Origin of the sequence: Geodermatophilus sp. CPCC 205506 (genome assembly GCF_051383635.1) — a bacterium.
Taxonomy (GTDB): Bacteria; Actinomycetota; Actinomycetes; order Mycobacteriales; family Geodermatophilaceae; genus Geodermatophilus.
In genome coordinates this window covers 69,745-84,729 of the sequence record NZ_JALPKP010000023.1, presented here as the reverse complement: position 1 = coordinate 84,729, position 14,985 = coordinate 69,745, and the positions used below count along the sequence as shown (strand labels likewise).

Here is a 14,985-nt window from a genome sequence, read left to right as displayed (position 1 = left end):
GACGGCCGATGGCGCACCTGGCGCCCCGACGGCACCGAGATCCTCATCCACCCACCGATCGACAGGGCCGCCTGACCACGGCCGCGCCCGGCCGGACCGAGCCGGGTGATGGGCAGCGGCACCGCACGACAGGCAGCCCGCCCAGCTCGGCCCTAGCGTCGGCGACCGTGACGAGTCCGGACTTCTATGCCGTGGAGGAGCTCCTCGAGCCCGCGGAGATCGAGCTGCGCGACCGAGTCCGCGCCTTCTGCGCGCGGGAGGTCACCCCGCGGATCAACGACTACTGGGAGCGCGCGGAGTTCCCGTTCGAGCTCGTCCCGAAGATCGCCGGGCTCGGCATCGCCGGCGGCACCGTGCAGGGCTACGGCTCCCCCGGGATGAGCGCGGTCGCCGCCGGACTGGTCGCCGCCGAGTGGGCCCGCGCGGACGGCAGCATCGGCACCTTCTACGGCGTGCACAGCTTCCTGGCGATGCAGTCGATCGCGCTGCTGGGGTCGGAGGAGCAGCGCGAGCGCTGGCTCCCGGCGATGGCCCGGATGGAGAGGATCGGCGCCTTCGCCCTCACCGAGCCACGGCACGGGTCCGACGCGGTCGCACTGGAGACCAGCGCCCGCCGCGACGGCGACGGCTACGTGCTCGACGGTCAGAAGAAGTGGATCGGCAACGGGACGATCGCCGACCACGTGCTCGTCTGGGCCCGCGGGGAGGACGGGTCGGTCGGCGGCTACGTCGTCGACAAGGGGACGCCGGGCTACGAGGCCACCGTCATGACCGGGAAGACGGCGCTCCGCGCGGTCTGGCAGGCCGAGATCACGCTGACCGGCGTCCGGGTGCCCGCGGAGAACAGGCTGGCGAACTGCTCGTCCTTCCGGGACGTCTCCGCGGTCCTCGACCGCACCCGGTACACCGTCGCGTGGCGGGCGCTCGGACTGGCGACGGCGTCCTACGAGCTGGCGCTGGCCCACGCCCTGCGACGGGAGCAGTTCGGCCGGCCGATCGCCGGCTACCAGCTCGTGCAGGACAAGCTCGCGCGGATGCTGGCCGAGATCACCGCCATGCAGCTCATGTGCTGGCGGCTGTCGAAGCTGGCCGATGCCGGGCGCATGACCGCGGCCATGGCCTCACTGGCCAAGATGAACCACGCGGCGAAGGCCCGCGCGATCGTCGCCGACGCCCGCGACATCCTCGGCGGCGACGGCATCCTGCTCGATCACCACGTCGCGCGGCACCATGCGGACATGGAGGCGATCTTCACCTTCGAGGGCACCGACTCGGTGCAGGCCCTCATCGTGGGCCGGGAGATCACCGGGATCTCGGCGATCGGCGGCCGTCGTCCCGAGGGCCGCTGACGACGCGCCGCGGCGGTCAGCCGACGGCGCTGAGCGGCTTGCCGACCGACGTCAGCTGCTGGCACTGCGGGCAGGCCCGCCGACCGGTGCCGACCCGCGACCAGTCCTGCGATCCCCACACCTGAACGATCGCGCCGCAGGCGGCGAGCTCGACCTCGCCGTCGAGCTCGGCCGGGGGACGGTGCGCCTCGACGGCGTGCCAGGGGTGACTCTGTTCGGTCGGTCGGCCCGGCGACCAACGGTCCGGGCGGGCGAACCCCACGGCATAGGACTCCACGCGGGACCATGTGCCCGGGTTAACACGCGCGAAACAATCACGGACGGGTGAACCGGAACAGGAGTGTGCCGCCTCCCCGGCCAGGGCCAGGATCCCGACCGAGGCACCGCGGCACCTCCTCCCGCGTTACCGTCGAGGGGCACGACGCGGGAGGAGCGCACCGGTGGAACCTGTCAGCCTGATCGTCGGTGCCGTGCTGCTCGCGGTGGGGTTCCTCGGCGGCCGGCTGAGCCGGCGCACCAAGCCGGCTCCCCCGGCCCTGCCGACACCGCTGTGCGGCTGCGGCCACACGCTCAGCCAGCACGACACCGAGACCAACACCTGCTACGCCGAGCTGCGCCGCGACACCTACGACAAGCGCGGCCGGTGGTCGGGACACCAGTGGGTGCCGTGCACCTGCCGTCAGTACGTCGGCCCGCGGCCGATCGACGAGGTGTTCATGCCCCGCCTCCTGCCGCCCAGCACCGACTGAGCTCAGGCGGGCTCGAACGCGGTCAGCGCACGGGCGAGGTCCGCGAGCCGGTCGGCGCCGAGGGTGGCCGCCAGGGCGTCCTCGTGGGCGCGCACCAGCCCCTCCAGCCGGGTCAGCCGGGTGCGACCGCGCGCCGAGAGGTGCACCCGGACGCGACGGCCGTCGTCGGGATCGGGCAGCCGGTAGGCCTCCGCCCCGTCGACCAGCCCGTCCACGAGCCGGGTGAGCGTGGGCGCCGGCAGGGTCAGCGCAGCGACCAGTTCCCCCATCGAGCGCCCCGGCCCCGCGGCCAGGCAGCGCATCAGCCGGAAGACGTCGAGGGTGGCACCGTCCTCGGCCAGCACCGCGGCGACCCCGCGGGCCAGCCGGCGCTGGGCGACCGTGAGCAGCTCCACCAGGGAGGCGCCGGGACCCGCCGTCACCGGGTCTGCCTGCTGCTCGACGGACATGGCCGCACCATACTCAGCGGGTGCCCGAGCCGACCGGACCGCTGGACGCGTGGGAGGCGCTGCTCGTCCCCCGCCCTCCGGACGTCGTCCGCGTCGCGCTGGCCGTTCCGCTGTCCGGACCGCTGGCGCTGACCGCGCCCTCCGCGCTGGACCTGGCCGGCCTGGCGACCGACGAGACGAACGCCGACGGCGGGGTGCGGGGCCGCCCGGTGGAGCTGGTGACCGTCGACTCCGGCCGGCCGCCGCACGTGGTCGCGGCCGAGGCGTCGGCGCTGCTCGACGCGGGGGTGTTCGACGTGCTCGTCGGCTACCACACCAGTGACGTCCACCGTGCGCTGGAGGCGGCACTCGCCGGCCGGGTGCGCTACGTCTTCACCCCGCCGCACGAGGGCGGCCGGCAGCGCGCGGGCGTGCTGCGGATCGGCTCCTCGCCGCGCGAGCAGCACGCCGCCGCGCTCGCCTGGCTGGTCCGGCACCGCCGCGCCCGGCGCTGGGCCCTGGTCGGCAACGACTACGTCTGGCCTCAGGCGGTGCACCGGGCGGCCACCGCGGTCCTGCACGGGCTGGGTGCCGACGTCGTCGGCGAGCTGCTCGTGCCGTTCGGGCCGTCCGACCCGGGCGCGATGGTGGACCTGGTCCGCCGCAGCCGCGCGGACGCCGTCCTGCTGAGCCTCGTGGGGCGGGACCTCGTCGCCTTCAACCGGGAGTTCGCCCGGGCCGGCCTCGACCACCGGGTCGTACGGCTGTCCGGGGCGCTGGAGGAGAACGGGCTGTACGCCGTCGGCGGGGACTCCACCGGGGAGCTGTTCGCCTGCATGCCGTCCTTCGCGGCCGTCGACGGCGCCGCCGACGAGGGACAGATCGACCTGCAGGAACGGCACGCCCGGCGGGCGGGACCGAGCGCACCGGTGGTCTGCGCCTATGCCCGGGGCGTCTACGACGGCGTCCGCCTCGCCGTGACCCTCCCCGGCCGCGGAGCGACGCCGCGGCCGGTCCCTGCCGCACCCCGGCTGGCCCGGGCCGAGGGGCTGTCCTTCCGCGAGGTCCGCACGGCCTGACGCGGGTCCCCCCGATGACACGCGCAGTTGCTTCCATCTGGAAACAACTGCGGCCTACTCTCTCCCCGCCCGGCCCCCGAGCCGGAGGAGAGGAGTGGCCGTGAGCGACCCCCGCACCACCCAGCACCGGACCGGCGACCCGGCCGGTCCGCTCCCGGGCGCCGCCCGGGGACCGATCCCCGCGACCGGCGACCCGGGCATCGAGGCGTTCGGCTACCGCCAGGAACTCAAGCGCTCGCTGACCTTCACCGACCTGCTGGTGTACGGCCTGATCTTCATGGTCCCGATCGCGCCGTTCGGCATCTTCGGCGGCGTCTTCCAGGCGTCCGGCGGCATGGTGGCCCTCGCCTACGCCGTCGGCGGCCTGGCCATGGCCTTCACCGCGGCCTCGTACTCGCAGATGTCGCGGGCGTTCCCGATGGCCGGCTCGGTCTACACCTACGCCGGCCGCGGCATCGCCCAGCCGGTCGGCTTCATCGCCGGGTGGATGATCCTGCTCGACTACGTGCTGGTGCCGGCGCTGCTGTACCTCATCGCGGCGATCGCGATGCACTCGATCGTCAGCTCGGTGCCGGTGCTCGTCTGGCTGATCGGCTTCGTCGTCCTCAACACCGTCGTCAACTACTTCGGCATCGAGTTCACCGCGCGGGTCAACAAGATCATGCTGGTCGCCGAGCTGATCGTGCTGGCGATCTTCCTGGTCATCGGGATCGTGGCACTGGCCGGTGGTGCCGGGCGGGGCTTCGACTTCTCGCCGATCTACAACAGCGACACCTTCTCGGTGGAGCTGGTGTTCGGCGCCGTGTCGGTCGCCGTCCTGAGCTTCCTGGGCTTCGACGGCATCTCGACCCTCGCCGAGGAGAACCGCGAGTCGGCCCGCTCCATCGGCAAGGCGATGATCGCCGCGCTGGCGCTGGCCGGGACGCTGTTCATCGTCCAGACCTGGATCGCCGCCCTCCTCGTGCCCGACCCCGACACCCTCATCGCCGAGGGCGACGCGGCGGGGACGGCGTTCTACGACGCCGCCGCGGTCGCCGGCGGGGCCTGGCTGTCGACGCTCACCGCGATCGCCACGGCCGTCGCGTGGGGCTTCGCCAACTCGCTGGTGGCCCAGGCGGCCACCTCGCGACTGCTGTTCGCCATGGCCCGCGACCGGCAGCTCCCCCACTTCCTCGCCCAGGTGCACCGCACCCGGCGGGTGCCGGTCAACGCGACCCTGCTCGTCGCGCTGATCTCCCTGGTGCTGGGCTGGTACATGACCACGCGCGAGGACGGCATCACGCTGCTCTCCACGCTGGTCAACTTCGGCGCACTGTCGGCGTTCCTGCTGCTGCACGTGTCGGTGGTCGTCCACTACGTCATCCGGCGGAAGAGCCGGAACTGGTGGCTGCACCTCGCCGTCCCCGTGCTGGGCTTCACGATCCTGGTGTACGTCGTCATCAACGCGCAGGTGGCGGCGCAGACCCTCGGGTTCACCTGGCTCGTCATCGGCCTGGTGCTCATGGCCGTCCTGCTGGCCACCGGCCGCAAGCCGGAGCTGCGCGCGGAGGAGGGCCTGTGACCGGGCGTGCGAGGTCACCGATGAGCACAGCACGGCCGCTCAGCGGGCCGACGAGCGCCCGCGAGGAGGGGCGATGACGGCGGCCCTGGAGGTCGTCGCCGTCGAGCCGACGCCCGACCAGCTCCGCTACACCTTCGGCGGCGGTGGCGACCCGCTGGTGACCGTCGCCCCGGGCACGGTGGTCGAGCTGACCACCGAGGACTGCTTCGGCGGCCGGGTGCGGGGGGTCGGCGACCTGCCGAGCGAGGTCTGCGAGTTCCCCTACCTGAACCCGGTCACGGGGCCGATCGCCGTGGAAGGGGCCGAGCCGGGCGACACGCTGGCGGTGCACCTCGTGGAGATCGCGCCGGTGCGCGACTGGGCCGTGTCGACGACGTTCCCGCACTTCGGGGCGCTGACCACCACGCACTCGACGGCGATGCTGCACGAGGCGCTCGAGGAGCTGGTCTGGGTCTACGAGGTCGACCGCGACCGGGGCACCTGCCTGTTCCGCCCCCGCCGCGGCGGCCCGGAGGTCGAGCTCCCGCTCGACCCGATGCACGGCACGATCGGTGTCGCCCCCGCCGGCGGTGAGGTGTTCGCCAGCATCACGCCGGGCGCGCACGGCGGGAACATGGACACCCCCGAGGTCCGGGCCGGGACGACGCTCTACTTCGGCGTCAACGTCGCGGGTGGGCTGCTGTCCCTCGGCGACGGGCACTGCCGCCAGGGCGAGGGCGAGGTCTGTGGCACCGCCGTCGAGGCGGCGATGCGCACGGTCGTCGTGGTCGACGTGGTGAAGGGCGGGGCGCCGGCCTGGCCGCGGCTGGAGAGCGACGAGTTCCTCATGTCGACCGGCTCCGTGCGGCCGCTGGAGGACGCCTTCCGGATCAGCCAGCACGACCTGGTCACCTGGGCCGGGCAGCTGACCGGGTGGGACCCCCTCGACGCCTACCAGCTGGTCAGCCAGGCCGGGCTGGCGCCGGCCGGCAACGTCGTGGACACGAACTACACGATGGTGGCGAAGCTGGCCAAGCGGTACCTCGGGGGCGCGATCGCCGTCGACGGCGTGCACGACCGGCTGCGGGAGACCGCCGCGGCCTACCTCGCCCAGCGCTGATCCCCGTGGCGCGGAGCCCGGCCGGGCTCCCCGCCACGCCCTGGCCTCGGTCCCGTGGGCGACCCGGTGGGGGCACTGCCCGGCGACCGGCCGGCGCGGCTGCGGGCGCTGGCCGGGCGGCTGGCCGAGGTGCCCGGCGTGCTCGCGGTGACCCTCGGCGGGAGCCGGGCACGCGGCACCCACACCCCGGACTCCGACGTCGACCTCGGCCTGTACCACCGGCCGCCCCTGGACACCGACGCCCTCGGCGTCCTGGCGCGTGAGCTCTGTGGCCCGGAAGCGCGGGTCACCGCGCCCGGCGAGTGGGGCCCGTGGGTCGACGGGGGCGCGTGGCTGCGGCTGGGCGACCTGGCGATGGACTGGATCTACCGCGACGTGGACCGGGTGGCCGCCGCCTGGCACGACGCGCGGCGGGGCCGGTACGCCTTCCACTTCCAGGTCGGCCACCCGCTGGGCTTCCTCGACGCCGCCTACGCCGGCGAGCTGGCGCTCGGCGTGCTCCTGGCCGACGCCACCGGCGAGGTCGCCGCCCTGCAGCGGGAGGTGGCCGGCTACCCGCCGGCGCTCGGCGCCGCGCTGGTCCGCCGGCTGGTCGAGGCACGGTTCTGCCTCGACATCGCCGCCAAGGCCACCGCCCGCGGCGACGCCACGTTCGTCGCCGGCTGCCTGTTCCGCGCCGTCGGACTCTGCGCGCACGCCCTGCACGCCGCCGCCGGGGTCTGGCTGGTCAACGAGAAGGGCGCGGTCGCCGCCGCCGGGCGGCTGCCGGGAGCGCCGCCGGGGTTCGCCGCCCGCGCCCAGGAGGTCCTCGGGACCTCGGCACCCGGCCCGACGAGCTCACCACCGCGGTCGCGGCCGCGGCCGACCTGGTCGCGGAGGTGGCCGAGGCCTGCCGCTGACCGGCCGTCAGCCCCGGGCGCCGATGGCCGCGGCGACCTCGGCGTCGGTCGGGTTGCGCAGCAGCTCCCCCTCCCGCCAGACGACGACCGGCAGGTCGGCCTCCGAGACGCCGAGCTCGCCCAGCATCGCCGCGCCGTCGGTGCTGCCGTCGAGGTCGACGAAGACCGCGGCCAGCCGGTGGGCGCGGGCGAACGCCTGCAGCCGGCGGCTGTCCGCGGAGCCGCCCCGCCCGACGATGCGCAGGTCGGCGGCCAGCTCGAGCAGCATCGAGCGGCGCAGGAGGAAGGCCCGCAGCACCAGCTCCTTGAGCGAGTGGTCGGCCGCGAACACCTCGCGCATCCGGTCGTCGGACACGCACAGCACCTCGCCGGGACGGAGGACGACGGCGGTGAGGGTCACCGGGTGCGCGCTGAACAGGTCGAGTTCCCCGAGGAACCGCCGCGGGCCGTGGACGGCGATCACCCGCTGCCCCGCCCGGCCGTGGTCCTCGACCATCGCGACCGCGCCGGAGAGCACGACGGTGAAGTCGTACCCGGGGTCGCCCTCCCGGAAGACCGTCTCGCCGGCCTCGTACCACCGCCGGTACCCGTGCCGCTCCAGCAGGGCCAGCTGCTGGTCGGACAGCCGCGGGTAGGCGCCGTCCCGGTCGGCGGTCTCGGGCAGGTCGGCGGGCACCGGCTCGGGTTCGCCGTCGACCGCGGACACCGGCCCGGCGCGGCGCGGCCCCAGCGCCGGCAGCGCGCCGCCGGCGAGGGCGTCGTCCACCGGGAGCGGGGCCCCGGCGTCCTCCCCCGCCGTCGCGAGCAGCGCCGCGGCGAGGCTGTCGGCGTCGTAGGGGCCGGTGTGACGGACGCCGTTGACGAAGAAGGTCGGGGTGCCCTCGACCCCGCTGGCCTCTGCCGACTCGACGTCCTCCTCGACCCGGCGGGCGTAGCGGCCGGCGCCGAGGTCGCGGGCGAAGCGCTGCACGTCCAGGCCGATCGCCGCGGCGTGGTCGAGGAGGTCGCCGGCGGTGAGCCGGTCCTGGGCGCTGAACATCCGGTCGTGCATGTCCCAGAACCGCACCTGGGCGGCGGCCGCCTCCGCCGCCTCGGCCGCCAGCCGCGCGTGCGGGTGGACGTCGACCAGTGGGACGTGCCGGAAGACGTAGCGCAGCCGGTCGCCGAAGCGGTCGCGCACCTCCTCGACCGCGCCGGTGGCCCGCCCGCAGAAGGGGCACTCGAAGTCGCCGTACTCGACCAGGGTGAGCGGTGCGTCGAGCGGCCCGCGGACGTGGTCGCGGGCCGGGTCGACCGGCGGGTCGAGCAGCACCGGCCGGCCGCCGGTGCCGGGTGGGCGGAGGCGGTCGGCCAGCCGGAAGAGCCCCCAGCCCAGGAATGCGGCGAGCACCGACGCCGCCAGCACGCCGACCCGCGCCTCGTCGGCCGACCGCTCGTCGTCGAAGGCCAGGTCCACGATGAACAGGGAGATGGTGAAGCCGATGCCCGACAGAGCCGCGCCGCCGGCCAGCTGCCAGCGGGTCAGGCCGGGTGCCAGCTGCCCGAGGCGCAGCCGCATCGCCAGCCCGGTGCCGAGCAGGATGCCGGCCAGCTTGCCGAGGACCAGGCCCGCGATGACGCCGATCGTCACCGGCGAGGACAGCGCCGCCCGCAACGTCTCACCGGTCAGCGCGACGCCGGCGTTGGCGAGGGCGAACACCGGCACGATGACGAAGCTGGTCCACGGCTGCCACAGCTGCTGCAGCCGCTCGCTGGCCGACACCGACCGGTCGATGCTCAGCCGGGCGGCCCGGGCGAACTCGGGGTTGGGCGACTGCTGGTAGGCCCGGGTCCGCCGGGCGGCGTCCTCCACCTCCTCGCGGCGGGCCGGGTACGCGGGCGTGAACAGCGCGATGACGACGCCCGCCAGCGTCGGGTGGACGCCCGACTCGTACATCGCCACCCACACCGCGAGGCCGAGGACGAGGTAGGCCGGTCCGCGCCAGACCCGGAGGAAGCGCAGCCCGACCATCATCGCCAGCCCCACGACGGCCACGGCCAGCGCGACCGGGTCGAGCTGCTCGGTGTAGAACAGCGCGATCACGGTGAGCGCGCCGACGTCGTCGGCGATGGCCAGGGTGAGCAGGAAGAGCCGCAGCTGCGCCGGGCAGGCCGGGCCGACCAGGGCCAGCACCCCCAGCAGGAACGCCGTGTCGGTGGAGATCACCACCCCCCAGGCCGACACCGCCTCGTCGCCGAGGTTGAACAGCACGTAGACCAGCGCGGGCACCGCCAGGCCGGTGACCGCGGCGAGCGCCGGGACCGCGGCCCGCCGCCGGTCGGTGAGCTCGCCCATCACCAGCTCGCGCTTGATCTCCAGCCCGACGACGAAGAAGAAGAACACCATCAGGCCGTCGTTGACCCAGTGCTGCAGGTCGAGCGCGAGCTCCGCCTCGCCGATCCGGACGGCGAGGTCGGTGTGCCAGAAGGCGTCGTAGCTGCCCCGCGCGGGCGAGTTGACCCACAGCAGCGCGACCACGGTGGTCAGCAGCAGGAGTCCCGCGCTGCCGGCCTCGGTGCGCAGCGCGCGGCGCAGCGGCGCGACGCGGGCGAGCACCCCCCGGCCGCCCGGGGAGGACTGCCGTCCGACGTCGACGGTCACCGGGCGCCCCCGCTGGGAGTCATCGGACCTCCTGCCTGCCCCCGGAGGAGCCGAACCTGCGCTGGCAGTCTGCCTCGTCCCTCCGGCCGGCAGAAGCGGGGCGGGACGGCAGATTCGCGGAACGGATCCGTCTCGTCACGCTTCGTTGCGACACTCTCGGGTCCGCATCATGCGTTCTAGGGACCTTCGTCCGGACTTCGCCCGGAACCCTGGTGCGCGTCGCTGCGCCGGGTTCCCATGGTCGCGCCCTCCAACAGCGGGGGGCCGACCTCCCTGGGGGACTCCTTGGCACTCGCTCCGCTCGACCGGCTTCCCGACCTCGACCCGCCTCGCGTGCTGGTGGTCGACGACCACCGCACGTTCGCCGAGTTGCTGTCCGGGGCGCTGGCCGCCGCAGGGATGGACGTGCTGGGGACGGCGCACTCCGCGGCCCAGGCCGTGTCGATGGCCCAGGAGCTGCAGCCCGACATCGTCGTCATGGACATCGAGATGCCGCGGCAGGACGGGCTGACCGCCACCCGGCGGCTGCGCGAGGTCGCGCCGGACACGGTCGTCGCCGTCGTCACCGCGCACCGCGACCCCGACTGGGTGGTCCGCGCGACCCAGGCCGGCGCGTCGGCGTTCATCCCGAAGGACGGCTCGCTCGCCGAGATGATCGACGTGCTGAGCCGCGTGCGACCCGGCCAGATGCTCGTGGCGCCGTCCACCTTCGCCGCGACGCCGAGTGCGGCACCGCGACCGGTCACCGCGGCCCGGCCGCAGCTCACCCGCCGGGAGCAGGAGGTCCTCGACTGCCTGGGCCAGGGGATGCAGGTCAAGACGATCGCGCGGGTCCTGGGGATCACCCTGGAGACCTGCCGGGGCTACGTGAAGTCGCTGCACACCAAGCTCGGCGTGCGCTCCCAGCTGGAGGCCGTGGTCAAGGCCCAGGCGCTGGGGATGCTCACCTCGCTGTCCGACGCCTGACGGAGGACCCCGCGGGGATCGCTAGGCGTAGCGGGCGACGAAGTTCGCCAGCACCCGACCCGGTTCGGAGACCACGGCGGTCCGCAGCCGGGCGATCAGCTCCTCGAGCTCGGCCGGTGGGAAGTAGCCGGCGTGCTGGTAGACCCGGGCGCGGGTGACCACACCGGCGACGTCGAGCTCCGGGTGGAACTGCGTCGCGTAGACGTTCTGGCCGATCCGGAACATCTGCACCGGGCAGGCCGCCGACGTCGCCAGCAGCGCCGCGGACGGCGGCAGCACCCGGCAGGCCTCCTTGTGCCCGACCAGCGCGTCGAACACCTCCGGCACCCCGTCGAGCACCGGGTCGGCCTGACCGGCCGAGGTGAGCACGATCGGCACGCAGGAGACCGGCTCGCCGTACGTGCGGTCGACCACCCCGCCCTGGTGCACCCCCAGCGTGCCGATGCCGTAGCAGGCGCCGAGGAACGGCAGGTCGCGGGCGACCACCTCGTCCAGCAGCGGCTGGAGCTCGGCCTCCACCCGGCGCTGCGCGGCCGACTTCTCCTCCGGCGGGTCGCTGGAGTTGTAGGGCCCGCCGCCGAGCAGGACGCCGGAGTAGTCGTCGAGGTGCAGCTCCGGCAGCGGCCCGGCCTCCATCCGCACCCGGCGCAGCTCGTGCTCGGCCAGGCCGGTCAGCCGGAGGAACGCCGCGTACTCGTCGTCCGCGGCCTCGTCCTCGGCGCGCGAGGCCAGCAGCAGGAACGGGCGCACGGCCGCAGATGCTAGGCCGTCCCCGGTCAGGCCAGCACGACGAGCAGGTCTCCTCCCTCGACCTGCTGCACCGGGCCGATGGCGACCCGCTGCACGGCGCCGGCGACCGGTGCGGTGATGGCGGCCTCCATCTTCATGGCCTCGATGGTCGCGATGGCCTGGCCGGACTCGACGGTGTCGCCCTCCTCCACCTGCAGCGTGACGACGCCGGCGAAGGGGGCGGCCACCTGGCCGGGGGCGTTGCGGTCGGCCTTCTCGGCGGCCTTGACCTTGGCGTCGACGCTGCGGTCGCGGATGGAGACCGGGCGCAGCTGCCCGTTCAGCGAGCACATGACGGTGCGCATGCCGCGCTCGTCGGGGTCGGAGACGGCCTCCACCCCCATCAGCAGGGTGACGCCGGGCTCGAGGTCGACGGCGTGCTCCTCGCCCCGCCGCAGGCCGTAGAGGAACTCCTTGGTGGGCAGCACCGAGACGTCGCCGTAGCTGTCCACGTGCGCCTCGTACTCCCGCGTCGGGCCGGGGAACAGCAGCCGGTTCAGCGTCCGGCGCGGCCGCTCGGCCAGCCCGCGGACGTCGTCCTCGGACAGCTCGGCCGGGGGCTCGGCGGGACGGCGGCCCTCCAGCGCGCGGGTGCGGAACGGCTCGGGCCAGCCGCCGGGCGGGTCGCCCAGCTCGCCGCGCAGGAACCCGATGACCGAGTCGGGGAGGTCGTACTTGGCCGGGTCGGAGGCGAAGTCCTCGACCGCGACGCCGGAGCCGACCAGCTGCAGGGCCAGGTCGCCGACCACCTTGGAGCTCGGGGTGACCTTGACCAGCCGGCCCAGCAACCGGTCGGCGGCCGCGTAGGCGTTCTCGACCTCCTCGAACCGCTGACCCAGGCCCAGGGCGATCGCCTGCTGGCGCAGGTTGGACAGCTGCCCGCCGGGGATCTCGTGGGTGTAGACCCGGCCGGTCGGGGACGGCAGGCCGGACTCGAACGGCCCGTACACCCGCCGGACGGCCTCCCAGTAGGGCTCCAGGTCGTTCACGGCCTTCAGGTCCAGGCCGGTGGCCCGCTCGGTGGCGTCGGTGCCGGCCACGATCGCCGACAGCGGCGGCTGCGAGGTGGTGCCGGCCATGCTGGCCACGGCCCCGTCCACGGCGTCCACCCCTGCCTGCCACGCCGCCATCAGGGTGGCCAGCTGGCCGCCGGCGGTGTCGTGGGTGTGCAGGTGGACGGGCAGGTCGAAGCGCTCCCGCAGCGCGGTCACCAGGGTCGCGGCCGCGGGCGGCCGGAGCAGGCCGGCCATGTCCTTGATCGCCAGGATGTGCGCGCCGGCGTCGACGATCTGCTCGGCCAGCCGCAGGTAGTAGTCCAGCGTGTAGAGGTCTTCCTGAGGGTGTGACAGATCGCCGGTGTAGCACAGCGCCACCTCGGCGATCGCCGTCCCGGTGGCCCGGACGGCGTCGATCGCCGGGCGCATCTGCCCGACGTCGTTGAGCGCGTCGAACACCCGGAACACGTCGATGCCGGTGCGCGCGGCCTCGGCGACGAACGCGTCGGTCACCGCCTCCGGGTAGGGCGTGTAGCCGACGGTGTTGCGGCCGCGCAGCAGCATCTGCAGGCAGATGTTGGGCACCGCCTCGCGCAGCGCGGCCAGCCGGTCCCACGGGTCCTCGTGCAGGAACCGCAGCGCGACGTCGTAGGTCGCCCCGCCCCAGCACTCCAGTGACAGCAGCTCCGGGGTGCTGCGCGCCACGTGACCGGCCACGGCCAGCAGGTCCCGGGTGCGGACCCGGGTGGCGAGCAGGGACTGGTGGGCGTCGCGGAAGGTGGTGTCGGTGACCGCCAGCGCCGTCGCCGCCCGCAGGTCGGCGGCGAAGGCCTCCGGACCGAGCTCGGCCAGCCGCTGCCGGGAACCCTCCGGCGGGGCCGTGCGCAGGTTCACCCGGGGCAGCTTCTCCACCGGGTCGACCAGGTGCGGGCGCTCCCCGTGCGGCTCGTTCACCGTCAGGTCGGCCAGGAAGGTGAGCAGCTTGGTGCCCCGGTCGGCGCTGGAGCGCGCGGTGAGCAGCTCCGGGCGCTGCTCGATGAACGACGTCGTCACCCGCCCGGCGGCGAACTCCGGGTCGTCGAGCAGCGCGGCCAGGAACGGGATGTTGGTGGCCACCCCGCGGATGCGGAACTCCGCCACCGCCCGGCGGGCCCGGGCCACCGCGGTGGCGAAGTCCCGGCCGCGGCAGGTCAGCTTGACCAGCAGCGAGTCGAAGTGCGCCTCCACCTCCGCGCCCAGCGACGCGCCGCCGTCCAGCCGGATCCCGGCCCCGCCCGGGGAGCGGTAGGCGGTGATCCGGCCGGTGTCGGGGCGGAAGCCGTTGGCCGGGTCCTCGGTGGTGATCCGGCACTGCAGCGCCGCCCCGCGCAGCACGATCGTCTCCTGCGCCAGGCCGAGGTCGGCCAGCGTCTCCCCCGACGCGATCCGCAGCTGGGCCTGCACGAGGTCCACGTCGGTCACCTCCTCGGTGACCGTGTGCTCCACCTGGATCCGCGGGTTCATCTCGATGAACACGTGCCGGCCCTGGGGATCGAGCAGGAACTCCACCGTCCCGGCGTTCACGTAGCCGATCGCCCGGGCGAAGGCGACCGCGTCGGCGCAGATCCGCTCCCGCAGCGCGGGGTCCAGGTTGGGTGCGGGGGCCAGCTCCACGACCTTCTGGTGCCGGCGCTGCACCGAGCAGTCCCGCTCGAACAGGTGCACCACGTTGCCGTGGGCATCGGCGAGGATCTGGACCTCGATGTGCCGCGGGTCGACCACGGCCTGCTCGACGAACACCGTCGCGTCACCGAAGGCCGCCTCGGCCTCCCGCATGGCCGCCTGCACCGCACCGGTCAGCTCGGCCGGGTCCTCCACCCGCCGCATCCCCCGCCCGCCGCCGCCGGCGACCGCCTTGACGAACACCGGGAACGGCATGCCCTCCACGGCGGCCAGCAGGGTGTCCAGGTCGTCGGTGGGCTGGGTGGAGGCCAGCACCGGCAGCCCCGCCTCGCGCGCGGCCGCGATGGCCCGCGCCTTGTTGCCGGTCAGGGTGAGCACCTCGGCCGGCGGGCCGACGAAGGCGATCCCCGCCCGCGCGCACTCCTCGGCCAGGTCCGGGTTCTCCGACAGGAACCCGTAGCCGGGGTAGACCGCGTCCGCCCCGGCGTCCCGGGCCGCGCGCACGATCTCCTCCACCGACAGGTAGGCCCGCACCGGGTGCCCCACCTCGCCGATCTGGTGACTCTCGTCGGCCTTGAGCCGGTGCACGGAGTTGCGGTCTTCCCACGGGAACACCGCCACCGTGCCCGCACCCAGCTCGTAGGCGGCGCGGAACGCCCGGACGGCGATCTCCCCGCGATTGGCGACCAGGACCTTCGAGAACATGGGGCTCCTCGGGGGACGACGCACCGGCTTGCGGGGAGGGTAGGCCAGGACACGGCTCCGCCC

Annotated in this window: 11 protein-coding genes and 1 pseudogene; 7 read left to right on the top strand and 5 right to left on the bottom strand. The window is 74.4% G+C overall.

The genetic code is table 11. From position 1 onward, the window contains the following. The first annotated feature begins 167 nt into the window (after positions 1–167). Positions 168–1,349, top strand: coding sequence for an acyl-CoA dehydrogenase family protein (locus tag MY520_RS14800; protein WP_436692984.1), 1,182 nt, complete (start codon positions 168–170; stop codon positions 1,347–1,349). 16 nt (positions 1,350–1,365) lie between these two features. On the opposite strand, the gene MY520_RS14795 is transcribed toward MY520_RS14800, so the two are convergent. Then, the gene (locus MY520_RS14795; protein WP_436692983.1) at positions 1,366–1,626 is read right to left on the bottom strand and encodes a hypothetical protein; all 261 of its coding nucleotides are present in this window, start codon (positions 1,624–1,626) and stop codon (positions 1,366–1,368) included. A gap of 163 nt (positions 1,627–1,789) precedes the next feature. Between MY520_RS14795 and MY520_RS14790 the strand changes: the two genes are divergently transcribed. After that, a complete protein-coding gene (locus tag MY520_RS14790; RefSeq protein ID WP_436692981.1) occupies positions 1,790–2,098 on the top strand; it encodes a hypothetical protein in 309 nt (102 codons plus the stop codon). A 2-nt stretch (positions 2,099–2,100) separates the two neighbouring features. Here the strand turns inward: MY520_RS14790 and MY520_RS14785 are convergent, their stop codons facing one another. Next, positions 2,101–2,547 carry a MarR family winged helix-turn-helix transcriptional regulator gene (locus MY520_RS14785; protein ID WP_436692979.1) on the bottom strand — a complete coding sequence of 149 codons (447 nt, stop codon included), beginning with the start codon at positions 2,545–2,547 and terminating at the stop codon, positions 2,101–2,103. Between the two features lie 20 nt (positions 2,548–2,567). Here MY520_RS14785 and MY520_RS14780 point away from each other — a divergent pair, with 20 nt between their 5' ends. The 4 genes and pseudogenes from MY520_RS14780 to MY520_RS14765 all read left to right on the top strand — a co-directional run. Beyond that, positions 2,568–3,605, top strand: coding sequence for an ABC transporter substrate-binding protein (locus MY520_RS14780; protein ID WP_436692976.1), 1,038 nt, complete (start codon positions 2,568–2,570; stop codon positions 3,603–3,605). Between the two features lie 100 nt (positions 3,606–3,705). After that, positions 3,706–5,166, top strand: a complete 1,461-nt coding sequence (locus MY520_RS14775; RefSeq protein WP_436692974.1) for an APC family permease — start codon at positions 3,706–3,708, stop codon at positions 5,164–5,166. 73 nt (positions 5,167–5,239) lie between these two features. Continuing rightward, a complete protein-coding gene (locus MY520_RS14770; protein WP_436692972.1) occupies positions 5,240–6,265 on the top strand; it encodes an acetamidase/formamidase family protein in 1,026 nt (341 codons plus the stop codon). A gap of 54 nt (positions 6,266–6,319) precedes the next feature. Then, positions 6,320–6,442, top strand: a pseudogene (locus MY520_RS14765) (hypothetical protein); the annotation flags it as partial. A 729-nt stretch (positions 6,443–7,171) separates the two neighbouring features. On the opposite strand, the gene nhaA reads toward MY520_RS14765, so the two are convergent. Continuing rightward, complete coding sequence (nhaA, locus tag MY520_RS14760) at positions 7,172–9,805, bottom strand: Na+/H+ antiporter NhaA (protein ID WP_436692970.1); 2,634 nt, start codon at positions 9,803–9,805, stop codon at positions 7,172–7,174. A gap of 285 nt (positions 9,806–10,090) precedes the next feature. Between nhaA and MY520_RS14755 the strand changes: the two genes are divergently transcribed. Beyond that, positions 10,091–10,771: a response regulator gene (locus MY520_RS14755; RefSeq protein ID WP_436692968.1), complete on the top strand. Its 681-nt coding sequence runs from the start codon at positions 10,091–10,093 to the stop codon at positions 10,769–10,771. 21 nt (positions 10,772–10,792) lie between these two features. Here the strand turns inward: MY520_RS14755 and MY520_RS14750 are convergent, their stop codons facing one another. Further along, entirely contained in the window at positions 10,793–11,521 is a 729-nt protein-coding gene (locus tag MY520_RS14750; protein ID WP_436692967.1) for a glutamine amidotransferase, read from the bottom strand. A 26-nt stretch (positions 11,522–11,547) separates the two neighbouring features. Continuing rightward, positions 11,548–14,922 (bottom strand): pyruvate carboxylase, encoded by a 3,375-nt coding sequence (locus MY520_RS14745; RefSeq protein ID WP_436692965.1) that lies wholly within the window; start codon positions 14,920–14,922, stop codon positions 11,548–11,550. Between the last annotated feature and the right edge of the window lie 63 nt (positions 14,923–14,985).